Origin of the sequence: Clostridium sp. N3C, from assembly GCF_900095445.1 — a bacterium.
GTDB lineage: Bacteria > Bacillota > Clostridia > Clostridiales > Clostridiaceae > Clostridium_AU.
This window is the reverse complement of sequence record NZ_FMJL01000018.1, coordinates 1-23,122: the sequence shown is the minus strand read 5'-3', so window position 1 is coordinate 23,122 and position 23,122 is coordinate 1. Positions and strand designations below refer to the sequence as shown.

Sequence of the window (23,122 nt, the reverse complement as noted above, 5' to 3'; positions counted from 1 at the left end):
TATATTAAGAATTTCTATATAAAAAGTTCGATTAATTGTGTCCAATATATTAATCTAAGTATATATTTTTACAAATCAATTTTGTATGTTAGTCCTACCTAAAGCATCTTTTAATTCTTTTGAAATTTATCATAATTTAAAATTATCTAATTGCTACTAATCCTTCACATAACAACTTCATTATATATAAATGACTTTGCTTATACAGTGTATACCTACCTATAATAAAAACCCCTTCTCCACTGTAAATAAGTGAAAACCCTTTTTTCCTTATATGAGCTCACTAAAATTAATGATATAATTATTTATAAAATATGTAGAATAATAAAAAATAGAGAGTGGGATATCCATGAGAAAGTTTTTAGGTTTTATAACTATCATGTTTACTATATTTTTTTTATCAACAGGGCAGTTTAATGTACAAGCTCAGGAGATAAGTAAGCTAGAGGCTAAAGTTTCCGGTGCAATTGAAGCTGGAAATGAAATAGAAATTTCTATATACACCAATAATATCAAAAACTTATACACTGGAGATATTCGCTTTAAAATTGATATCTCAATATTACAAATTACTAGTATAGAAAAGGGAAGCTTATTAAATAAAGAAGGGGTAAACCTCTTTGAACAGAAAAGTTTGCCTACAGACAATGAAGGAACTAAGGATTTAGCTCGATATATTTTCACTGCTATAGGTGAAAATGAAGGTTACTCTGGAGAAGGCACTATTGTTGTTTTTAAGGCTAAAGTTCTTAAAAAAGCAGAATTATTTATAAATGCCAAGGCCTTTCAAGAGGAGTTAAAGGATAGCTATAATATGAGAATTGATCTTGTAGATAGCTCTATAGAGTATATTAACTATGACTTTACCCCTTATGGAAAAGTTCCTTCATCAGAACAAAGCTCTTCTAAAACTAATAAAGATAAAGCTAAAACAAGCTCAGGAAAAAGTACAGCAGTAAATTCAAAGGCTACTACAGAGGTTAAGAAATCAGCTAATACTTCAGAAAGCAGTAATACCATAAAAGATAAACAAGTTGACGGAAATAATGTACAAGATACAACAATAGTTAGAAGAGAGAATACTGGAAATAATAGTAATGCAGATGAAAGCAATACTGTTAATGTCTCAACAGAGGGACAAGGGGATAGCACTAGTGGCAAGGATGATATTAGTGCTAGTAATGAAGTTCTAGGAAGCAATGAAGAGAATAAGGAGGAATTAGAGAAAGAGAAAGAAAATATTTCTGAAAATATTGAAGTAAAAGAAAATCAGTCTCTTGAGCTAAAGGGTGAAGGGGAGAAAGGTAAAGTTAGTATTAAACTTTTTGTTTTTCTTTTGGTTTTAATAGTTGCTTTTACACTTGTTATAATACACCGCAGAGGTTCACAGAAAAAAGTGTAGAAATATATATAATTTTACCGAAGTATATAGTAGAATGTACTTAACAAAAAATTATTTAAGGAGGATGGTGACTTGAAAAAACTGAAAAACATAAGTTTACTGCTGACTCTTGTTATTTTCTTAAGCAACTTTAATTTGATTCCGGTAAAGGCTATAGAAAATTCGGACAAGCTTAACAATAACAAGGAAGAGGTTACTGAATTAATACCTGTGATTTTGAAGGAACCTAGTGAGGTGGATACTGAGGGAGACTATATACCTACATCTATAAAGGTTAAAAAAGCTTCTTCTATCTATAACAAGGGCCTTTTCAAAGCCACTGTTTTACCTGAAAAGTATGATTTAAGAAACTATGGATATGTTACGGCTGTAAGAGACCAGGGATCTATAGGTGACTGTTGGACTTTTGCAACCTATGGTTCTTTAGAAAGTACCATAAAAAAACTTTCCGGTGAGGATTATGATTTTTCTGAAATACATATGGCTGTATATAATGGGGAAGTAAATCCTGATGATGGAGGTAATAATCATATTGCAACTGCCTATCTTGTATCCGGTAAAGGGCCTATTTTAGAAAAGGAAGCTCCTTATCCTAACCCAGCAGTAGTGAGTAATATAAATGTTAGGGCAGATTTAAAGCCCCAATACAGGGTTAAAGATATTATATTTCTTCCCTCTAGAGAAAATGCTCTAGATAATACTGAGATAAAAAATGCAATAGTTACATATGGTGCTGTATCATCATCTTATTATGATAGCGGTACCTATTCCAAACTTAATGGACAAGTATCCTATTATAATAAAGATATCAGAACACCTAATCATGCTATAACCATTGTTGGTTAGGATGATAACTTTTCTAAAAGCAATTTTAAAGTTGAACCACCAGGAGATGGAGCCTTTCTTGTGAAAAATAGCTGGGGACAATGGTGGGGAGATAGTGGTTATTTTTATATATCTTACTATGATATATCCTTAGGTTATGATAGTAATGCTGTTTTTTATGGCATTGAAGATATAAATACTTATAAAAATATGTATAGTTTTACTGACAGTGTACCTTATTCATACTATGTTGAACAAGGTAACTTTATGGTAGGTAACAGATTTACTGCTAAAGAAAGAGAAAGTATATCTGCAATTGGATTCTATACTTTTTCACAAAATATATCCTATGAAATATGGCTTGATAAAATAGTATCTGGCAATATTACTGAGGCAAAAACAAAAGTTGCTTCTGGTACCTTATCTCAAGGTGGCTACCACACAATAAACTTGCAAAATACTGTAGAAGTGTCCGCTGGAGAGGAATTTATGGTATGGGTAAAACTATCAGGAGATGCCTATTATGGTGAAAGTGACAGTAGTTTGGCCAATGGCAATAGTTATATTCAAATGTCTTCAGGCACAATTCAGAATTCAGCTATAGCTTTTGCCATAAATGCTTATTCTAAGGGCGTAGATTATAGCAATTATGTAACAATAAGTTCAGTAACACCAAATAGTGATGAAATTTCTCCTAAAGAAGCTATAACCATTACTTTTAGCGATGATATTTCAGCAGGTAGCGATTTTAGCAAAATAAGCCTTAAGGATGAACAGGAAGAGGAAGTTCAAAAATCCGTTACTATCAGCGGTAAGAATTTGATTATAAACGAAATACCAGAGAGTTATTTGTATAGTAAATTAACGCTATATATACCTAAAGAAGCAGTTCAAAATTCACAAGGTCAATATATGTATAATGACTACACCAAGGAATACAATGTATATCCTGCAGCAAATACTGTAGTAACTTTTAAGGATACTGCTTTGGAAAGTGCAGTAAGATCTAAATTAGGTAAGAGTTCCGGTGACATTACCGCAGGAGATATGAGAACTTTAGAAGAGTTGGATTTATCCTCTGAAGGTATCATTAACCTAAGCGGCTTGGAATATGCTGCAAAGCTTAAAGTTTTAAATTTAAGTTATAATGAAATTATCAGCATCAAGCCTTTAAGCACACTAAATTCACTACAAAAATTATATTTGCAATCAAACTCTATTAAAGATATAAGTCCGTTAAGCAATCTTATAAATCTTAAAGAGTTAAATATTAGCTACAATAGTATAAGAGATATATCAGTGATAAGTAATATGCCATCTTTGTATAGTTTGAATATAGCGTACAATCTAGTAAATGATATTTCTCCTTTGGAAAAACTATATTATTTGCAAATTATTAATATATCAAATAACTTTATAAAAGACATAAGCCCCTTAAAGAAACTTGTTGAAGGTAAAAAAAACTTCATATGTTTATATATACTTATATAATAACTATATAGATTTTACAGTCGGTAGCAGTGCTAGTGACATCTTAAACAGTTTTGCTTATTTAAGCATATATTGCTCAGGCCAAGACGATCAATTTAAACCACTGCAAGTAGGAGCTATAAACAATAAAAGAACTGAAAGTTATTACTCAACTGAAATTATGACAGGAGAAAGCATAGTATTAGAATACGATCAACCAATAAGCCTTGCAAGCAATGCTAATAGCTTAGTAAGTCTACAAGCAGGATTTACTACTTTAGATTTCAATCTACGAGTGGTTGATAATGCTTTAATAGTTACTCCACTAAAAACAGATTATAAATCTTCATATTTATATTTAACAATTGGTGAAGGGGCTGTTAAAAGCCAAAGTAACTCAAATGCAACAAATGATAAAGAAGAGTTTTTCATTTATGCTAAAGAAGAACTTTACGGAGATGTAGACTCCAATGGTATAGTAGACCTTGTAGACTTTGCAGCTATAGCATCTAGTTATAACGGCATGATGGAAATAGATACAAAATGGACACTTAAGAAGGATCTTAATAGGGACGGTATTGTGGATCTTTATGATTTAACTATTGCCCCTCAAATTCGATCGGTGAGTGGGCAGTAACTAAGTATAAAGGATAAAAAAATTAGGTGAAGACTAAAGCTTTACCTAATTTTTTTTATATAGAATCAGTTATATATTATCGGATATGAAATTACGTTCCTGTACTTGCTTCTCCCGATATTCTTCCATTACCTTTTTAGTTACCCTTTCTATGTCTTCCTTTAGATCTCTGGCAGATATAAGGGAGGCACCTTTACTCCTAATTATAACTTGCTCCAGATTATCTGAGGTTGCCACGGTAATATCATAGGTGACCTGATTGTTGTGTACAAACTTTTCAATATATTGGTCTGCTGTTTCAGCTTCCTTGGTATACACTACATGAATATTATTATAATCAAAAATTTCTGTACCATGACCTTGTACTCTATAGGCATCAAATACTACGATAATATTTGAGTTTATTAGGCTTTTGTAATAACTTAAGTAATCCAATAGTTTACTACGGGCAGCATCCGGATTGATATCCATCAATTCTTTGAAGTCCTCCCATGCAAAGATAACATTATAGCCATCTACGAGAAGATAAGGCTCCTTTACTTTAGTTATACCATGGCTAGTGGATTTCGATCTGTAATAGTCTTGAACAGCACTTCTTCTCTTTTTCCAAGAAGATTTTGAACCTTGATTAGCATAATAGGTTTTGTTTATAATTTCATCTATTTCCTCTAAGCCAATGGAATCTTCAGTAACTATAGAAGGAGTTTTAATCTGTTTTTGGGAAGTTTGCTGCTTTTCCTTATGTAAACAGCTTTCTATATGCATATAATTTTTTACTTGATCCCAGCTTACATAAAATCCTGAACCATGAGCGCAGAATATAGAGCCTGTAGGATTTGCTATGTCGCTTTCAGAATCATAGCCAATGCTATTTATTACTTCCTCTGCATTATGACAAGGCTCATAGCCCTTTAAGTTGCAGAATAATTTTCCCAATCCTCTTGTATAGGCAATCAATTCTCTTTGATAATTTTTCATATTTACCACTGGAGCGCTACCAGTGAGGATTGCTATTTCTCCATTAGTTTCTGAAAGCTCACAGCTTCCATGCATTCTTTCTATATCCATCATAGCACGACCTACCATTTTTTCTGGCAGTTCCACTTGGAATTCGTAGTAAGGCTCTAGTAGAATAGATTTTGCTTGCTTCAAACCTTGACGGACAGCACGATAGGTAGCTTCTCTAAAATCTCCACCTTCCGTATGCTTTTTATGGGCCCGTCCTGCTACTAAAGTTATTTTTATATCTGTAATGGGAGAGCCTGTCAATACACCTTTATGGATCTTTTCTTGCAGATGAGTCATAATTAATCGTTGCCAGTTCTTATCAAGTTCATCGTCACTACACTTATTATAAAACTGTAAACCACTGCCTGGAGCACCGGGTTCCAATATTAAATGAACCTCTGCATAATGTTTTAAAGGCTCAAAGTGCCCAACACCTTCTACTACATCTGTAATAGTTTCCTTATATAATATGGTTCCTGAGTCAAAGGATACATCTACATTAAAACGTTCCTTAATAATACTTTGTAAAATTTCAAGCTGCACTTCTCCCATGATCTTTACTTGAATTTCCTGCAAATGTTCATCCCAAAGTATATTAAGGGCAGGATCCTCTTCTTCTAGCATCTTAAGTTTAGGCATCATAACTTTAGGGTCACAGTCTTCCGGTAGTAAGATGCGATAAGATAAAACTGGTTCCAACATAGGAGCATAAGTATGGCTTTCTATACCTAAGCCTTGGCCGGGGTAAGTTTGGGTAAGACCTGTAACTGCACATACGGTGCCTGCCTCTACCTCGCTTACCCCTTCAAACTTTTCACCGGAATATATTCTAATTTGATTTATTTTTTCTTCAGTCATTCCCTGGGGAACAATCATCCTTACTTTTAGCTTTCCACCGGTTACTTTCATAAAAGTAAGTCGATTACCTTGATCATCTCTAGAAATCTTAAATACCTTGGCACCAAATTCGCTAGGGTAAACTGGGTATTCAGCGTATTTAATTAGGCCTTCCATAAAGGTATTAACCCCTTGTAATTTAAGAGCTGAGCCAAAGTAACAGGGAAAGACCTTTCTTTCTTTTATGAGCCTTGCTATATCAGAGCTTTCAAGGATTCCTTTATCTAAAAACCTTTCCAAGGTAGACTCGTCTCTAACCGCCACTTCATCATAGAAGTCTTCTGTTTCTTCTTCTGTAAAATCTATGCAACCTTCGCTAAGTTGCTTTTTTAATTGCTCTAATACTATTTCCTTATTTGCAATTTCTTGATCCATTTTATTAACGAAAATAAAGGTTGGAATTTTATAAGCAGATAGAAGACGCCATAAAGTTTTAGTATGGCCCTGAACTCCATTGACACCATTTACTACTAAGATAGCATAATCTAAAACTTGAAGAGTTCTTTCCATCTCCGCTGAAAAGTCTACATGTCCTGGGGTATCTAATAATGTAATTTCAGTATCCTTAATTTCAAATAAGGCCTGTTTAGAAAAAATGGTTATACCTCTGGCTTTCTCTAGCTCATAGGTATCCAAAAAAGCATCTTGTTTGTCTACTCTTCCTAATTTTCTAATTTTTCCGCTTAAATATAGCATGCTTTCTGATAAAGTTGTTTTACCAGCGTCTACATGAGCTAGTATTCCAAGCACTAATTTTTTCATAATATATCTCAAATCCTTTACTTTTGCATTCTTTTTAGCTTTCTTATATATTGATTCTAACATAAAAACTAAGGGAGTTGAAGTGTCCTACAGCCCTGCTGTTTAAGACATATTTTGTTGAATTAAACTTAAAAAAGAAAGGAAAAACTCCCTGTACCATCCAGTACAGGGAGGAAGTTATTTATACTAAGCTCTTATTTTCTTTTCTCTTTTTAATAGATGCAATGATTGTAGCTCCCGAAAGAAGTAAAAGAGCAAACCACAATAATATATTTCTGTCATCACCAGTCTTTGGTGAATTTTCTTTATTTGTCTGAGATGATTTTGAATCATCAGTGTGAGATGACTTTTTATCCTCATTTTGAGGTAAATTGATATATTCACTCTTAGGAGCTTTCTCTTCTTTACCTTGAGGATTTTTCTCTTCAACGGTTTGAGGAGCTTTTTCTTCTTCCTTCTGAGGAACTCTCTCTTCTCCAGTTTGAGGTGATTTTTTATCATCCGGCTTTGAAGGCTCTTCATCATCTACTTTTGCTGCGATTGTAAAATTAGTTGAGGCTATACCACTAACAGACTGGATGCCTAAGGTATATGTTCCAGCAGGAAGAGTGGATAGATAATCTGCTTTCAGTGTTACAATAATGCTACCTTCTCTTACTTCATAGTATTTTGAGTCAAGGATTTCGCCATTGAGAAGTACATTAACAAAATCTTAGAAGGCTGCATTAGATCTGAAAGTTAGTATACCGCCTTCTTCAGGCTTCCAAGTGCTATTGTGTCCATTGATTATGGAAGGTGCTAGCATTGGGATTTCCTCTGTCTTAGTTTCGCCACAATTGATACAGGTGTAGACTTTAACACCTTTTTCACTGGCAGTAGGTTCAAGGGTTACAAGACCTTCATCCCATTGGTGTTGGTCACTTACCCTAATGCTTACAGATTTTTTATTACCGGATTTATCTATAGCGGTAATGGTTTGTACCTTATCAGCTGGATATAGGGTGAGGGTACCATCTATGAGGTTAATAGTCTCTCCGTTGACTTTTACCGTATCAAGATTATCATCTGTAACAGTTACCGTAACCGCTTTACAGTAAGTTTTACCATCAGTTACACCATTGATAGCAGGAATGATATTGTCTAACACTAGTCCATCGGTATTAATAATAGAGCTATTGCCTGCTTTATCAGTAATCTTGATATAAACAACATAGCTATTGTTTGGATTAATACTGAAGGAGCCGTTAAATTCTGTCCATGCTGTAATTTTCTTAGCTTCTGCTTCAGAGAGTTCCTTGTGGGACAGGTAATAGTAAGTTTTATCAACATCGCTTTCCTTATCCTCTGAAGTTACCATAACGGTTTGAGTGTCTTTAAAGAACAAACCGAAGGTAAGGTTATTAAAGAAGATGTTCCAACTATTTTTATCAATGGCGATCTTGCCTGTAGGGGCAATGTTGTCTATAAGCTTAGGCAGTACTATAGTCCTTGTTTTTCCACAAATTTCGCAGGTATCAATGCGTTGACCATCTGCAAAATAGCTAGGAGCAGAAGATGATATACCTTCAATCCATACATGAGCTTCCTTAGTATCTATCACAGTACAGCCACTGTGGCTACATTTATACCAGTGACCATTTTCATCGTGGAGCCACTCACCGCTAAAATGGTGGCTATGTGCAGGAATTATAACTGCTCCACATACTGAGCAATTAAGTGCTGTTGAGCAATCGCCGTCATCAGTTTCTGGAACATGAACTTCTTCATCAATTCTCTCATGACAAGCAGAGCATTCATGCCAGTGGGTTGAGTTATCACTGCTCCAACTTTCTTGCCATTCATGTTCATGGGACACTATTAATTTAAGTACCTGATTATTACCACTTCCACTGTTAAAAATCTCATAACCATCTTTATCACTAAAAAAGTAGTTACTGTAATCCTTTTTTACACTAACTGAGATAACAGTTGGAGAATCTAAAGTGGGTACCAGGGTAGTGCTTACTACAATTTTGCCTGAGAAGTCGTCAGATATACGGAATTTATTAAGATTAGCAGGATTAATCGGTTTGCCGATGCAAAAGTTTTCTTCTATAACTTCAGTATTATCAGCACCTGTGGTTACCATGTTATCGGTTATAGTCGGTGAGCCACCAACTGTAATGATAAAATCAGAGAATGATCTATCAGTATATACGCCGCCTCCATTTTGACCAGCAGTATTGGCTGTTACATTACCACCGTTCAGTATAAGTGTATGTCTAGATGAATATATGCCACCACCGGTTTTTTTAGCAGTATTGCCTGATATAGTGCCATTGTTTAATGTAAATCTTGCATAGCTAACAAGTATACCGTCACCTTCACTGCCGGAATTGCTTGATATACTGCCTCCGTTCATTGTAAAGGTGCCATTTGAAATAAATATGCCGCCGCCATAAAAGCCTATATTATTGCAAATACATTCTTGACTAATGGTGTGACCGTTAAGGCACAGGCTTACCGTACCGATACTAATGATAATGGTCTTAGTTATAGGAATATCACTATCAAGATAGTAATCGCCTGGGGCAAGCTCCCCTCTAGTAAAGTTCCCATCCAACTTGCTAAAACTGATTTCATCCTGGTGCACATGATCTGCTGTGCTGCTACTACTGTAGTCAGAAGATGAATCTTCTTCGGATTCTGTTGATAGATCGCTTTCAGAGGAAACTGTAAGTACAGTTAATGACCCTTGAGGTACTATTGTTAACAGCATAACAAGGCACATAAGGCTTGCTGTAATTTGACGTTTTTTTGAGCCCAAAAGCTTTAAGGCTTTTCTAAACAACTCTCGGCATTTCTTCATTAACATCACTCCTTTATTAAATTTTCTGCCATGATTTTCAAAGGTTTTTTATTTTGTTTTTTGAAATTTTTCCATGGTTAGAAGCGTTAGCTAAAAGTATGCCACCATGAGAAAAAAAAGAAAGGTATAAATCCGTTTATGTATAAAATCGTCATAAAAAGATTTTTATAGCAGGACGTAAAGGCCCTATTTTGCCTTTATTATAAAAAAATTAATAAAAGAATAGGGGTAATTATCGTGAAACGTTATATTTTTGGAGTGAAATGTAAACCCTCTTATGCATCAACTCTTTTTTGAAATAAAGCAACATAGTTAGGAATGAGAATATCTCGATCAATAAATGCTAGTTACCCCTATAACTATGAACCCTAGTTAAAAAGCTAATAAAGCAGCAAAAAGCTGTTGCACAACAGTTGAGCAACAGCTACTTATTAAATGTAGGTAAGGGCTATTTAATTGCAATGCTGTTTTTTATAGCATCTATGTTATCTTTCAAAGAATTATCAGCGTTCTTAGTATATGCTAAAGTTATGCTTTGGTAAGTTTGGCTATCATCTTGTCCTTCGTGATAAATTAGGTAGTTATAAGCTTCAACATCTACTCCGCTTTTATTCTTTGTTGTATAATGGGCATATAATGTTTTTCTTGAAATCTGGACAAGCTCTAGAAGTTATTCAACCTCTCTACAGCTTTGAAACTTCCTTGTTAAACAGAAAAGGCTTTTTTAAATGCCATCGCAGCTATCTTGTATATATTCCAAATGTGGATTATTTCAGCAATACAGAAATTAAAACAAGGTACGGTCGTTCTATACCTATTGCTAGAGGGTATGGAAGAGCTTTTAAAGATACTTATTTTTCTATAATGTTTCAAGATAAATGAGAGAGGAGGAAGACAGGGTGTTACAATTTATATTGGGTATGTTAAATAATAGTTCACTGCTGGTATTTGGAGTTTTCGTTTCATCAGCCATTCTCAGCATACCCTTTGTGGATTTCACTTCAATCCTTTCTAACGGTTTAGAAAATGCCATTCATGCAGTTTCTAAGCTCGGTACCAACAAAGAAAGAAGTATTAATTTGGATTTGAGGATGTATGGGGATAAGTTACTTTTATCTATTAAAAATCCATATGAAGATGAGATCGATATGTTAGATGGTATTCCACAGGCTAAAGAAAAGGGGCACGGTTTTGGAAGTCAAAGTATCAAATATGTTACTGAAAAGCTTAAGGGAAACTGTCAGTTTATAGCAAAGGATGGGGAATTTGCACTAAGAGTAGTACTGTAATTTTATTTAATCAAAAATAACACCTCTGTAGATACATTATTATAGCTCTATTGCCTATTAATATATCTATTGGTGTTGTTTTATTTAAAAGTTACTTAGGTGCATATAGTGTCTTTGGTAGGTTTATTCAAATATAAATGCTATAATCAAGCAGCATGTAGAAATAGACAGGATATTGACAAAATAAAAGCTGTTAAGGATAAAAATGTAGTATGAGAAAGTTTAGCAGAAATGATAAGCTTTTTTTAAGATTATAGGCTTTAATGGATAGAAAGTATTATAAGTAGATACTATAATAATAAGCAAAAAATTTCAGTGTTCGGTTCTAGCAGAACTAATTAAAGAATATTTCATTGCAATATAATACAAGATTCGATATAATTAATTTGACTTAAAAAGTAAGATATTATAAAGTAAGAGGATTATAATGTTTTATGGGGAAGGAGAAAAAAGTGGACACAATAAAGATAAATAACGAAGGAATAGAAGATATGGATAAAAGTTTTAGCTACTTTTTTGTTAAGAGACTTATTGATTTAGTACTTTCAATTTTAGGTATTATTCTCTTAAGTCCTTTAATGTTGATTACAGCCATAGCTATTAAAATTGAATCAAAAGGTCCCATAATATTTTCTCAAATTAGAGTTGGGAAAGATGGTAAGTTATTTAAAATGTATAAATTTCGTTCAATGGTAGAAAATGCAGAAGAATTGAAAGAAAAGCTTTTAAGCCAAAATGAAATGTCCGGTCCAATATTTAAGATGAAAGAGGATCCTAGAATCACAAAAGTTGGTAAATTTATAAGAAAAACTAGCATTGACGAACTTCCTCAACTTTTTAATGTTATAAAAGGAGATATGTCCTTAGTTGGTCCCAGACCTAATTTACCAAAGGAAGTAGCTCAATTTAGTGAATATCATAAATTAAAGCTTAAGGCTAAGCCTGGATTAACTTGTTACTGGCAGGTTATGGGGAGAAGCAGCATTGGATTCCAGGAGTGGATGGAATTAGATATAAAATACATTCGTGAAAGAAGTATATGGATAGATTTAAAATTGATTTTCAAAACATTTTTTGTGTTATTTGGAGATAAAAATGCTGCTTAAGAATTAAGGAGGTATTTATTTAATGAAAGGAATTATTTTGGCTGGAGGATCTGGTACGAGACTTCATCCAGTAACTATAGCAGTTTCAAAACAGATTTTACCTATTTATGATAAACCTATGATTTATTATCCACTATCAGTACTTATGTTAGCAGGAATAAGAGATATTTTGATTATATCTACACCAAGAGATATTAATATTTTTAAAGAGCTATTAGGAGATGGAAGCCAAATTGGATTAAATTTCAGCTATGCAATACAAGAGGAACCAAGAGGACTAGCTGATGCTTTTATAGTTGGAGAAGAGTTTATAGGAAATGATAAGGTGGCTTTAGTGCTTGGAGACAATGTTTTTTATGGTTATGGATTTTCCGAAAGACTTGAAAGAGCAGCTAAAAGAGATGGCGCAACAATTTTTGGCTATCACGTTAGTAACCCTAGCGAGTTTGGTGTAGTAGAGTTTGATGAAAAAGGTAATGTTATAAGTATAGAAGAAAAACCTCGGGTGCCAAAATCTAATTTTGCTGTGCCGGGTTTGTATTTTTATGATAATAATGTTGTAGATATTGCAAAGAATATAAAACCATCTGCTAGAGGCGAGTTAGAAATAACAGCAGTGAATAATGAATACTTAAGAAGAAGTAAACTAAAGGTAGAACTCTTTGGAAGAGGAATGGCATGGTTAGATACAGGAACACATAAAGGACTTTTAGAAGCTGCAAACTTTGTGGAAGCTGTGCAGACTAGGCAAGGTTTGTATATAGCTTGTATAGAAGAAATAGCATATAGAAAAGGCTTTATAGACAAGAATCAGTTGTTGAATTTAGCTGAGAAGTTATCAAAAGTTGAATACGGTCAGTATTTAATGAGAATAGCTAAAGAAAAGGATTTTAAATTTTAGTCCTAAGAAGGAATTCATAAAAACTTAATAGCTATTTGAAATAAATACAATGAAAAGAGGAGAAAGAGTGAAAAAGACAGAGATGCCAAAGCACCATTCCAATGGAACTAACGAAAATAAAAAACTTCAAGATAATGAAACTAGTAAGAAGAAACCTATAAAGATTTGTTTTGCTGCTTCTTCCGGTGGTCATTATGAGCAATTAATGATGCTTAAACCTCTTATTGATAAGTACGATAGTTTTATATTAACGGAGCAAACAGCTTATAAATCTAATATAAATGGAAGCAAAATATATTATATTAAACAGGTTAACAGAAAGGAAAAAAACTTCATTCTAAAAATGATTGCAAACAGTTTTCTTTCTTTGAAAATTTTTCTTTCTGAAAAACCTGATTTAGTGATCTGCACAGGGGTATTGGCAATGATACCAATGTGTTTGATTTCAAAATTATTTGGAAAGAAATTGATTTATATAGAATCTTTTGCTAAGGTCACTTCTGGAACAGAAACAGGGAAATTAATTTATAAGTATGCTGACCAATTCTATGTGCAATGGGAACCTATGTTAAAAATATATCCGAATGCTATTTACAAGGGCGGTATATATTAATGGTTTTTAGTAATAGTTTGGGAGGCGATCATAATGATATTTGTGACTTTAGGTTCACAAAAATTTCAATTTAATCGATTGTTACAAAAAATAGATGCATTAATTGAGGAAAAAGTTATTAAGGAAGAAGTTTTTGCTCAAATTGGCTATAGTAGTTATAAGCCTAAATATTTTGAATATGAAGAGTTTTTAGATAGAGATAAATTTGCTGCTAATATGAAAAAATGTAATATAGTTATTACACATGGTGGCACAGGTGCCATAATTGGAGCTGTTAAGCAAGGTAAAAAGGTAATTGCAGTACCAAGACTGTCCAAATACGATGAACATGTCGATGACCACCAACTGCAAATAATTAAGCAGTTTGATGAGTTAAATATTATAGCTCCATGTTATGATTGTGAAGATTTAAAAGACGTTTACAATAATTTGCAAAATATGAAGTTTAATGAGTATACTTCTAATACTTATCGTATAATAGAATCTATTGAATTATTTATAAAGGGTATAAGATTATGAAGATATTAATAGTATCAAATATGTATCCAGATAAGAAAAATGTGTCATATGGTATTTTTGTTAAGAGATTTTGTGAACAATTGGATGAACTAGGTTTATCCTATGATAAATCTGTATTAACCAAAAGCAATAATAAACTTAAAAAATTAATCAAATATAGTTTGTTCTATATTAAGACGCTAATAAAAATATTCATTAATAAATATGATATAGTTTATATACATTATGCTTCCCATAGTGGTGCTCCTGTAATATTCGCTAATAAATTTAAGAAATTTGATATCTACACTAATGTTCATGGTAGTGATGTAGTTCCTGAAAATAATAAACAGGAAAAATTCCAGAAGTATACAAGGAAACTGATGTCAATTAGCAAGAAAATCATAGTACCTTCAGAGTATTTTAAAGATTATGTGTGTAGAAAGTACTCCGTATCTGATTTGAAAGTGGAAGTATATCCATCTGCAGGAGTGGATACAGAAGTATTTTATCCCTATGATAATGATAAAAAGATTTTAACAAGGAGTCAATTAGGACTCAGTAATCAATATAAGTATGTAGGATTTGTTGGAAGAATATCCACTGGCAAGGGATGGGATACTTTTATTAAGGCTATTAATATTGTAAGTAAAGAAAATAAAGATTTGATGTTTGTAATAGTTGGCAGTGGTCCAGAGGAAGAAAAAATGAATTCTTTAATTTCCAATTATAATATTGAAGATAGGATTATAAGATTTGGATTATTGCCTCAAGAAAAACTTGCAGATGTGTATAATTCTATAGATGTATTTGTTTTTCCAACAGAAAGAGAAGGAGAAAGCCTAGGGTTGGTTGCAATTGAGGCTATGGCATGTGGTACGCCTGTTATTGCTAGTGATTTTGCAGCACCTAGATATTACATTAAAGATAATTATAATGGTTTCAAATTTGAAAAGGGTAATTTCAGGGAATTAGCAGATGTTATTTTGAAATGGAATAGCATATCCAATTCTACTGAACTTACTAAAGGAGCGCTTAAATCTGCAATTTCCTATAGTAGAGATAATATACTCAATAATTTAAAAAAAATACTCTATGAATCTAATTTGGAAAAGGATGTAAGAAATTGAAGAGAGTTGTTAGTAATTTGATAAACCTTGATATTAAAAAAATTAATATTCAACTGGTTTTTATTGTATTGTTTTCTATGTCTCCGCTAATTGATTCTTTGAACGGATTAATTATTAAATCAGGAGTAAAATCAAGTATCACAATTGGGCAAATTTATAGGTTTCTGATTATTTTAATATTAGCCTTTTTCTGGTTAAGAAATTTTAAGTTGAAAAAGTATGTTGTATTTTTAAGCATTTTTTCTTATTTCGTAATAGCCATACTTATACATGATTTTATTGGATCTACAACACAATCTGTAATAAGTGAATTGATAGATCTTAGTCGATGGCTATTATTACCCTTTATGCTTTTTGTTTTCATATCTTTGAATAAAGAAGGGGAAATAAAAAGAAAGGCTGTTAGCAAAGTATTGTATATATTTTCTATATTAGTTCCATTAACCCTTTTAATACCATATGTAATGGGGGTAGGCTATGGAACTTATTACTCAACTGGATATAAGGGATTTTATTATTCAACTAATGCTTTAAGTTATACATTAATAATTTGTTTCTTTTATTCTTTGAATAAACTTCTCAATAATTTTTCTAAAAAATATATTGTTACAATGATCCTAAATGTTGTTTGCATTATATTAGTAGGCGCAAAGGCAGGTTTTTTATTTACTTTTTTAATCTTCATACTAAGTGTTGGTAATAAGCTTAGGTTATATATTAAACAGAAAGAAAATTCAAATTTTAATATTAGAACTATTCTAATTATTCTTGTAATATTTTTTGCAACTATTTTCTTAGTATTTGTATGTTTTTATGATAAGTTATTTTATATTTGGGAGAGACAAAAGTACTTGTTTGCTGATAGTACTGGTCTTTTATCATACCTAACTTCAAAACGTACTGATAGAATACCTTTGTATTTTAATGAGATCAGCAGTAGTTCCTTTACTTTAATTAGGGTGCTATTTGGAAGCGGTGATATGACAGATCATTTGTTGCTTATTGAAATGGATTTTTTTGATTTGTTTTTCACCTATGGAATTCTAGCAGTACTAATATTTGTTGGTGTACTTGGCTATTTTGTGAAATATAGGAATGGAAAGGGAAGCAAGTTTTACCTTTACGCCTTTTGTTTGTCACTGATTTACTCTTTTTGGGGAGGACATGTATTAAATAATGCTTTAGGAAGTTCAGTTTTTGCATTGGTGTGTTTTGGTATGATTTTAAATGCGTAAAGGATGAGAAGTATGTACAACTGTGATATTTGCTTTATTATATTGCACTATATAACAACTGAAGAAACTGATATTTGTGTAGATTCAATTATAAAAAAAATTGATACACCTAATTATAAAATAGTAATAGTAGATAATGCTTCCCCTAATAATTCAGGAGAAATATTACAAAATAAGCATAAGGACAATGAAAAAATTCATGTCATAAGAAGTAAAGAAAACTTAGGATTTGCAAGAGGAAATAACTTAGGATATGATTATGCCAAAAAACATTTCTCACCTAAATTTATAGCATTTTTAAATAATGATACCTATTTAATACAAGATAATTTTTTCCATGTAATAGAGGATGAATATAATAAATCAAATTTTGCAGTTTTAGGACCTATGATTATGACTCCATATGAAGATAGTGGGAAATGTAATCCTAAACGAACCAGTCCTATAACTATTAATGAGCTTAATAAATTTGAAAGAAAAAACAGAATACTTCTATTCTTAAACAAAATATGTTTAGATTTAGTATATATTCGATTTATTAAATTTTTGAGAGAATTTTTAATAAAAAGTCCTTTGAAAAATGTAATATTTAAAAAGCGACCAGGGTTTATACCGGATTACTCAACACGTATGGAAAATGTACAATTGCATGGTTGTTGTTTAATTATGTCCCCTGTATTTATTGAGAAATATGATGGCTTTGATAACAGGACATTCCTTTATATGGAGGAAGATTTACTTTATATAAATATGCTTAAGGATAATATGCTTATGGTATATAACCCTGAACTTAAGATCTTCCACTCAGAAGAGATTACTTCTACAAAGGTTGCAGGTGGTAAAAGAAAAAAGAGGAGTTTTAAATATAGAAATCTACTAAAAAGCGTTGACATTGTAAAGAAAACACTAGAAACATATGAAAGTAAGTAAAATACAACTTGTTAGTAGTAGAAGTTGTGTAGTTATGAAGGCTAAAGATATGGTGAGGTTGGATAGAAGTGAGCAGATTTATATCTAATAATAGCTTGTTTAAGCATATAAAATTATGGCTTTTCAAGAAATTGTGGAGAAAAATGAATAAGCATAATTTTACGGAAGCAGGAAACTGTTTTAATCGACGAAAGGTGACTATAGGACGAGGTACCTATGGAACTTTAAATGTAAGACATTTTGGGAATGATAACGAAAGATTAACTATTGGTCACTTTTGCTCTATAGGTCCCAATGTATGTTTTCTTTTAGGAGGGGAGCATGAATATAAAAAAGTTTCTACTTATCCTTTTAAGAAAATGTACTTAACTAATGAGAATGAATCAATTACTAAAGGTGAAATTGTAGTTGAAGATGACGTATGGATAGGCTATGGTTCTGTAATTCTTTCTGGTGTTAAAATTGGTAGAGGGGCAATAATAGGAGCAAATAGCGTAGTTACGAAAGATATTGAGCCTTATGCTATTTATGCTGGAAACAGAATAGTGAAATATAGGTTTTCACCTAAAATCATAGAGGCTTTAAAAAGAATAGATTACTCTAAGATAAATGAGGAGAATATTATTAATATTCAAGAATATCTTGAAAAAGAACTTGATGAATCAAATGTTGATAATATTGTAGAGCAAATTATTAAAATCATTTCTTAAGGAGATAGATATACATTGAAAAACGGTAACAATGCAATACAAATTTCTGTAATTGTATGTACATATAATAGTGATTATTCAAAATTAATTAAAACGATTGATACTATATTATGTCAAAAAAATATCAATTTAGAAGTAATAATTACAGATGATGGTTCAGAGGTAAATCATTTTGATGAATTGAGAGAATATTTTTTTAGGAATAACTTTGAAGCATTCAAGTTAACCAAGAATTCACAGAATGAAGGTACCGTAAAAAATTGTCTTAATGGTTTGAAAATAGCTAGTGGTGAATATGTTAAATTTATATCACCGGGCGACTTTTTTTATGATGAACATACTTTTGAAAAGCTATATGAATTTTTACATAATGGTAATTACAAGGTCGCTTTTGGAAAAGCTGTATACTATTCAGTAGATGATAAAAATAACGTAAGTATACATAATTATGGTTCACCAAGAAATACAAAATGCTATGAAGCTCAAAACTATGATTTTGATATCGTTAAAAAGTCTATTTTAATTTATAAGGATTGGATTTCTGGAGCTATTTTAATTATGAAGAAAGAAGTAGCTTTGCATTATTTGCAATTAATTTCTGGAAAGATTACTTATGCAGAAGATTTATCCGTAGGATTAATTGTTGCGGACAATATTAAAATTGGATTTTGGGATGATTATTTGATTTGGTATGAATATGGAAGTGGAATATCCACATCTAATAGTGAAAAATGGCAGGCTAGATTGAACAAGGATCAAGATGAATTATGGAAAATTCTTAATGAAACTAAAACTACTGATTCTATAGTAAAGAAGGCTTGTAAGTTACAAAGTTATAATAAGATAAAGCAACCTTTGATAAAGAAATTCTTAAGAACTATTTTGGAACCTAGTTTACTATTTTATCATTTTAAGCGAAGTAATGAAAGACCTGTGGATATACAAAGTCCACCTAATGTATTACTTTTGAAGAAAATTCTTGATATTAATTAATGGTAAGAAATGGAGATGAAAGAATGCAAGTTATCAAGTATGCGTTCCAACAACATGGCGATGAGAGAGGACAGTTGGTAGCCTTAGAGGCTTTTAAAGATATACCTTTCGAAATTAAAAGAGTTTACTATATGTATGATACAGGTGAAGGAGTACGAAGAGGATTCCATGCACATAAATCATTAGAGCAAATATTAATTTGTATTCACGGTTCTTGTAAAATACTTCTGGATAATGGATATGAAAAAAAGCATGTATCTTTGGAAAAGCCTTATGAAGGATTATATATTTCCAATGATATGTGGAGAGAAATGTATGATTTCTCTCCAGATGCAGTGCTTTTAGTATTAGCTTCAGATTATTACGATGAGTCAGATTATATTAGAGATTACGATGAGTTTTTAAAATTTGTAAAAGCGAAAGAAGCTTAAAATAAATCTAGGAGGATTACTATGCAAATACCTTTTGTTACATTTAAACCAATGCATGATGAAATAGAAAAGGAAATTATAGAAAAATTTTCAGAAGTTTTTCATAAAAGTGTATTTATTCAAGGGGATGAATTAAGTGCCTTTGAAAAAGAATTCGCTGATTATTGTGATACAAAGTACGCTGTTGGTGTTGGTAATGGCTTAGATGCACTTTATCTTATTTTGAGAGCTATGAATATAGGTAATGGTGATGAAGTAATAGTTCCATCTAATACTTATATAGCAACAGCTTTAGCTGTTTCTTATACTGGAGCAACTCCTGTATTTGTAGAACCTATAATTGATACATACAATATAAATCCAGATTTAATTGAAGAAAAAATTACTGATAAAACAAAAGCAATTATTGCTGTACATTTACAAGGTCGTCCAGCAGAAATGGATCCTATTAATGAAATTGCTAAAAAGTATAATTTAAAAGTAATAGAAGATGCAGCTCAAGCACATGGTGCTCTATACAAAGGCAGAAAAGTTGGTTCCCTAGGAGATGCTGCTGGATTCAGCTTTTATCCAGGAAAGAATCTTGGAGCTCTAGGAGATGGTGGTGCAATTACAACTAATGATCCTGAAATTGCTAGAAAGGTTCGAATGCTTGGTAATTATGGATCAGAAGTTAAATATCATCATGTATATCAAGGAAACAACTCTAGACTAGATGAGATACAAGCTGCTTTTCTTAGAATAAAGTTAAAACATCTTGATAAATGGAATGAGAATAGAATTGAAACTGCTAAAAAATATATTAGTGGTATAAAGAATCCTATGATAAAGCTACCTCTTATCGGGGATAAGGATTATTTTTCTGTTTGGCATATTTTTGCTATTAGATGTCAGCGTCGTAATGAATTAGAAAACTATTTGAATAGTAAAGGAATTGGTACAGTTAAACATTATCCAATCCCAATGCATCTTCAGGAAGCTTACAAATCCTTAAATATAGAAAAAGGTAAGCTACCTATTGCTGAAGAGATTTCATCTACAATTTTGAGTATTCCAATGTATTATGGAATGACAGATGAAGAAGTACAGTACGTTATAGAAACTATTAATGAATTTAAGTAGGAGTGTTATGAGTAAGGCAAAATTATTTATAGAAAGTTTTTTAATTTATGGATTAGGTGGTGTTATAAGTAAACTTATACCTCTTATAATGCTGCCAATTATAACAAGACTAATGCCGGATACTTTTTATTTTGGATTAAATGATCTTTCGGTAACAGTAGTATCCTTTGGTACAGCTTTGGCTATTATGGGAATGTGTGATGCTATGTTCCGAATGTTTTTTGAAAAAGAGGATGAAGAATATAGGAAAGACATTTGTTCCAGTGCATTAGGATTTACATTACTTACTTCTTTTGCAGTATTTATTATTTTAATTATATTTAGAAGTTTTGTTTCAAAGCTAATATTTAGCGATGTAAAATATCAAAATCTTTTGCTTTTAACAGCCATGAGCATTTTGATTGGTTCAACCAATTCTATCGTTGCAGCACCTACAAGAATGAATAATCAAAGAAAAGTATTTTTGATTACTAATACTTTGAGTTCAGTATTGTCTTATGCTGTTTCAATCCCCTTATTAATAAGAGGATATTATGTTGTTGCATTACCTTTATCTAGTGTGATATCGGCTTTAGCCATAGAAGTTATTTTTGGAATACTAAACAAAAATTGGTTTCAACTAAAGAGAGTGAATTGGCAGTACATAAAAGAAATGCTTGTTATAGGATTACCGCTATTGCCTAATTTTCTTATATATTGGCTTTTAAATGCATCAAATCGTCTAATGATTGCAAAGATGATGGGGAATGAATATACAGGTATATATGCAGTGGGTGCTAAATTAGGGCAAGTAAGTCAATTAATTTATACTGCATTTGCAGGTGGTTGGCAGTATTTTGCATTTTCAACTATGAAAGATGAGGATCAAGTTCAGACCACATCAAATATATATGAGTATTTGGGCGTTATTTCCTTCATTGCTGGTATGTTTGTTGCAGCTTTAAGTAAACCTATTTTCCATCTTTTATTTACTGGAGAATATGTAAAAGGATACATTGTTGCTCCCTATCTATTTCTAGCACCATTGTTCCAAATGTTATTTCAAGTTGCAAGCAATCAGTATCTTGTAATTAAAAAGACATGGCCTAATATGTTGATTTTGTCAGTAGGTGCTGTTGTCAATATTATTATTAATTTTACATTAATTCCTACTATTGGAATAGAAGGCGCTGCTATTGCTTCTTTACTTGGATATGTAGTTTCAAATATAGTATGCATTTTAGCGCTGAAAAGAATAAAATTAATAAGACTATCTGCTAAGTTTATGATTACAACTGGGCTACTCATCGTCTTTTTTATAATGTGGAGATTGGTTATTGGAGAAAATGTACTAATTAGTTTAATTATAGCTAGTTTAATTACATTGATATACTTCTACTTATATAAGAAAGACCTATTAAGACTCATTAAAGTCTTAAAAAAGGGAAATAATTAGTATTACATAATAGAAAAATATTTAGGGAGGTGCTTTAATGGCTGTTCAAAAGGGAAATAATGTTACAATTAAAGAAGGTACTATTATAGGTAATAATGTAGTGTTAGAGGATGACGTATATATAGATCATAACTGTATTATTAGAGATAATGTTACAATCAAAAAAGGAACAACTATAGGTGCAGGATGTATTTTAGGTGAATATCAAATGGATTTTTATGATAATCGAAAACCGGGAAATCATCCTCTTGTAATTGGACAAAACTCAATTATTAGAAGTGGCACCATTATCTATGGAGACACTGTGATAGGTGATAATTTCCAAACAGGTCACAGAGTTACTATTCGTGAGAAAACAACAATAGGTAATAACGTAAGTATAGGTACTTTATCTGATATTCAAGGAAATTGTACTATAGGAAACTATACAAGATTACACAGTAATGTTCATGTTGGTCAACTTTCAAAAATTGAGGATTACGTTTGGATATTCCCATATGTAGTGTTAACTAATGATCCTACACCACCATCTAATCAATTTATTGGAGTAACAGTTAAATCTTTTGCAGTAATAGCTACTGGCAGTGTTATTTTACCCGGTGTAACAGTTGAAGGTGATACTCTAGTAGCTGCAGGTGCTGTTGTTACTAAAGACGTTAAAGAAAAAACTGTTGTTGGGGGGAGTCCAGCAAAAGTAATAGCTGATATAACAAAAATTAAAAACCATTTTACTGGAGAAACTGTATATCCATGGAGATACTCATTTGACAGATCTATGCCTTGGGAAGGTATTGGTTATGATGAATGGGTGAAGTCAAATAAGTAATAAACCATTAAGATGAAGGTACTGTCAAAGTTTTTTATATATCTAAGACAGCTA

The 23,122-nt window shown here is 31.9% G+C and carries 22 protein-coding genes; 19 read left to right on the top strand and 3 right to left on the bottom strand.

The window, feature by feature from the left end:
* Window positions 1-349: 349 nt before the first annotated feature.
* The 4 genes from N3C_RS07330 to N3C_RS07315 all read left to right on the top strand — a co-directional run bounded on the left by N3C_RS07330 (window position 350) and on the right by N3C_RS07315 (window position 4,334).
* Window positions 350-1,402, top strand: a complete 1,053-nt coding sequence (locus N3C_RS07330) for a cohesin domain-containing protein (protein ID WP_074365393.1) — start codon at window positions 350-352, stop codon at window positions 1,400-1,402.
* 72 nt (window positions 1,403-1,474) lie between these two features.
* Window positions 1,475-2,248 carry a C1 family peptidase gene (locus tag N3C_RS07325; protein WP_074365392.1) on the top strand — a complete coding sequence of 258 codons (774 nt, stop codon included), beginning with the start codon at window positions 1,475-1,477 and terminating at the stop codon, window positions 2,246-2,248.
* Between the two features lie 60 nt (window positions 2,249-2,308).
* Entirely contained in the window at window positions 2,309-3,718 is a 1,410-nt protein-coding gene (locus N3C_RS07320; protein WP_074365391.1) for a leucine-rich repeat domain-containing protein, read from the top strand.
* The gene (locus tag N3C_RS07315) at window positions 3,675-4,334 is read left to right on the top strand and encodes a dockerin type I repeat-containing protein (RefSeq protein WP_074365390.1); all 660 of its coding nucleotides are present in this window, start codon (window positions 3,675-3,677) and stop codon (window positions 4,332-4,334) included. Before N3C_RS07320 ends, N3C_RS07315 begins: the two co-directional genes overlap by 44 nt.
* 69 nt (window positions 4,335-4,403) lie before the next feature.
* On the opposite strand, the gene N3C_RS07310 is transcribed toward N3C_RS07315, so the two are convergent.
* The 3 genes from N3C_RS07310 to N3C_RS07305 form a co-directional block, all read right to left on the bottom strand.
* Window positions 4,404-7,001, bottom strand: coding sequence for a translation factor GTPase family protein (locus tag N3C_RS07310; RefSeq protein ID WP_074365396.1), 2,598 nt, complete (start codon window positions 6,999-7,001; stop codon window positions 4,404-4,406).
* Between the two features lie 181 nt (window positions 7,002-7,182).
* Window positions 7,183-7,266, bottom strand: a complete 84-nt coding sequence (locus N3C_RS15500) for a hypothetical protein (RefSeq protein WP_373432801.1) — start codon at window positions 7,264-7,266, stop codon at window positions 7,183-7,185.
* 447 nt (window positions 7,267-7,713) lie between these two features.
* Entirely contained in the window at window positions 7,714-9,849 is a 2,136-nt protein-coding gene (locus tag N3C_RS07305) for a hypothetical protein (RefSeq protein ID WP_074365389.1), read from the bottom strand.
* A gap of 636 nt (window positions 9,850-10,485) precedes the next feature.
* Here N3C_RS07305 and N3C_RS07300 point away from each other — a divergent pair.
* From N3C_RS07300 to N3C_RS07230, 15 genes are all read left to right on the top strand, one after another.
* Window positions 10,486-10,731 (top strand): LytTR family transcriptional regulator DNA-binding domain-containing protein, encoded by a 246-nt coding sequence (locus N3C_RS07300; protein ID WP_074365388.1) that lies wholly within the window; start codon window positions 10,486-10,488, stop codon window positions 10,729-10,731.
* Between the two features lie 17 nt (window positions 10,732-10,748).
* Window positions 10,749-11,138, top strand: a complete 390-nt coding sequence (locus N3C_RS07295; RefSeq protein WP_074365387.1) for a GHKL domain-containing protein — start codon at window positions 10,749-10,751, stop codon at window positions 11,136-11,138.
* A gap of 491 nt (window positions 11,139-11,629) precedes the next feature.
* Complete coding sequence (locus N3C_RS07290) at window positions 11,630-12,244, top strand: sugar transferase (protein ID WP_242944060.1); 615 nt, start codon at window positions 11,630-11,632, stop codon at window positions 12,242-12,244.
* Between the two features lie 22 nt (window positions 12,245-12,266).
* On the top strand, window positions 12,267-13,145 hold the full coding sequence (gene rfbA, locus N3C_RS07285; protein ID WP_074365385.1) for a glucose-1-phosphate thymidylyltransferase RfbA: 879 nt from the start codon (window positions 12,267-12,269) through the stop codon (window positions 13,143-13,145).
* 67 nt (window positions 13,146-13,212) lie between these two features.
* Complete coding sequence (pssD, locus tag N3C_RS07280) at window positions 13,213-13,758, top strand: PssD/Cps14F family polysaccharide biosynthesis glycosyltransferase (protein ID WP_242944058.1); 546 nt, start codon at window positions 13,213-13,215, stop codon at window positions 13,756-13,758.
* A gap of 33 nt (window positions 13,759-13,791) precedes the next feature.
* Complete coding sequence (gene pssE / locus N3C_RS07275; protein ID WP_074365384.1) at window positions 13,792-14,277, top strand: PssE/Cps14G family polysaccharide biosynthesis glycosyltransferase; 486 nt, start codon at window positions 13,792-13,794, stop codon at window positions 14,275-14,277.
* On the top strand, window positions 14,274-15,386 hold the full coding sequence (locus tag N3C_RS07270) for a glycosyltransferase family 4 protein (protein ID WP_074365383.1): 1,113 nt from the start codon (window positions 14,274-14,276) through the stop codon (window positions 15,384-15,386). The genes pssE and N3C_RS07270 overlap by 4 nt, the downstream gene beginning before the upstream one ends.
* A complete protein-coding gene (locus tag N3C_RS07265) occupies window positions 15,383-16,621 on the top strand; it encodes an O-antigen ligase family protein (protein WP_074365382.1) in 1,239 nt (412 codons plus the stop codon). The genes N3C_RS07270 and N3C_RS07265 overlap by 4 nt, the downstream gene beginning before the upstream one ends.
* Before the next feature lie 12 nt (window positions 16,622-16,633).
* Window positions 16,634-17,551 (top strand): glycosyltransferase, encoded by a 918-nt coding sequence (locus N3C_RS07260; RefSeq protein ID WP_074365381.1) that lies wholly within the window; start codon window positions 16,634-16,636, stop codon window positions 17,549-17,551.
* Window positions 17,552-17,694: 143 nt separating this feature from the next.
* A complete protein-coding gene (locus N3C_RS15425; protein WP_074365394.1) occupies window positions 17,695-18,261 on the top strand; it encodes a CatB-related O-acetyltransferase in 567 nt (188 codons plus the stop codon).
* Window positions 18,262-18,276: 15 nt separating this feature from the next.
* Window positions 18,277-19,254, top strand: coding sequence for a glycosyltransferase family 2 protein (locus N3C_RS07250; protein WP_074365380.1), 978 nt, complete (start codon window positions 18,277-18,279; stop codon window positions 19,252-19,254).
* Window positions 19,254-19,685, top strand: a complete 432-nt coding sequence (locus N3C_RS07245; RefSeq protein WP_373432800.1) for a sugar 3,4-ketoisomerase — start codon at window positions 19,254-19,256, stop codon at window positions 19,683-19,685. The genes N3C_RS07250 and N3C_RS07245 overlap by 1 nt, the downstream gene beginning before the upstream one ends.
* 21 nt (window positions 19,686-19,706) lie before the next feature.
* Window positions 19,707-20,807 carry a DegT/DnrJ/EryC1/StrS family aminotransferase gene (locus N3C_RS07240; protein WP_074365378.1) on the top strand — a complete coding sequence of 367 codons (1,101 nt, stop codon included), beginning with the start codon at window positions 19,707-19,709 and terminating at the stop codon, window positions 20,805-20,807.
* A 7-nt stretch (window positions 20,808-20,814) separates the two neighbouring features.
* On the top strand, window positions 20,815-22,242 hold the full coding sequence (locus tag N3C_RS07235; RefSeq protein ID WP_074365377.1) for a lipopolysaccharide biosynthesis protein: 1,428 nt from the start codon (window positions 20,815-20,817) through the stop codon (window positions 22,240-22,242).
* A 37-nt stretch (window positions 22,243-22,279) separates the two neighbouring features.
* Complete coding sequence (locus N3C_RS07230; RefSeq protein WP_074365376.1) at window positions 22,280-23,068, top strand: N-acetyltransferase; 789 nt, start codon at window positions 22,280-22,282, stop codon at window positions 23,066-23,068.
* Window positions 23,069-23,122 lie beyond the last annotated feature (54 nt).

Coding starts and splice junctions, on each gene's coding strand:
- N3C_RS07270 (WP_074365383.1), top strand. CDS start 14,274: ATGAAGATATTAATAGTATCAAATATGTATCCAGATAAGAAAAATGTG.
- N3C_RS07240 (WP_074365378.1), top strand. CDS start 19,707: ATGCAAATACCTTTTGTTACATTTAAACCAATGCATGATGAAATAGAA.
- N3C_RS07290 (WP_242944060.1), top strand. CDS start 11,630: ATGGATAAAAGTTTTAGCTACTTTTTTGTTAAGAGACTTATTGATTTA.
- N3C_RS07230 (WP_074365376.1), top strand. CDS start 22,280: ATGGCTGTTCAAAAGGGAAATAATGTTACAATTAAAGAAGGTACTATT.
- N3C_RS07310 (WP_074365396.1), bottom strand. CDS start 7,001: ATGAAAAAATTAGTGCTTGGAATACTAGCTCATGTAGACGCTGGTAAA.
- N3C_RS07305 (WP_074365389.1), bottom strand. CDS start 9,849: ATGAAGAAATGCCGAGAGTTGTTTAGAAAAGCCTTAAAGCTTTTGGGC.
- rfbA (WP_074365385.1), top strand. CDS start 12,267: ATGAAAGGAATTATTTTGGCTGGAGGATCTGGTACGAGACTTCATCCA.
- N3C_RS07300 (WP_074365388.1), top strand. CDS start 10,486: ATGTTTTTCTTGAAATCTGGACAAGCTCTAGAAGTTATTCAACCTCTC.
- N3C_RS07260 (WP_074365381.1), top strand. CDS start 16,634: ATGTACAACTGTGATATTTGCTTTATTATATTGCACTATATAACAACT.
- N3C_RS07245 (WP_373432800.1), top strand. CDS start 19,254: ATGGTAAGAAATGGAGATGAAAGAATGCAAGTTATCAAGTATGCGTTC.
- N3C_RS15425 (WP_074365394.1), top strand. CDS start 17,695: ATGAATAAGCATAATTTTACGGAAGCAGGAAACTGTTTTAATCGACGA.
- N3C_RS07330 (WP_074365393.1), top strand. CDS start 350: ATGAGAAAGTTTTTAGGTTTTATAACTATCATGTTTACTATATTTTTT.
- N3C_RS07235 (WP_074365377.1), top strand. CDS start 20,815: ATGAGTAAGGCAAAATTATTTATAGAAAGTTTTTTAATTTATGGATTA.
- pssE (WP_074365384.1), top strand. CDS start 13,792: ATGATATTTGTGACTTTAGGTTCACAAAAATTTCAATTTAATCGATTG.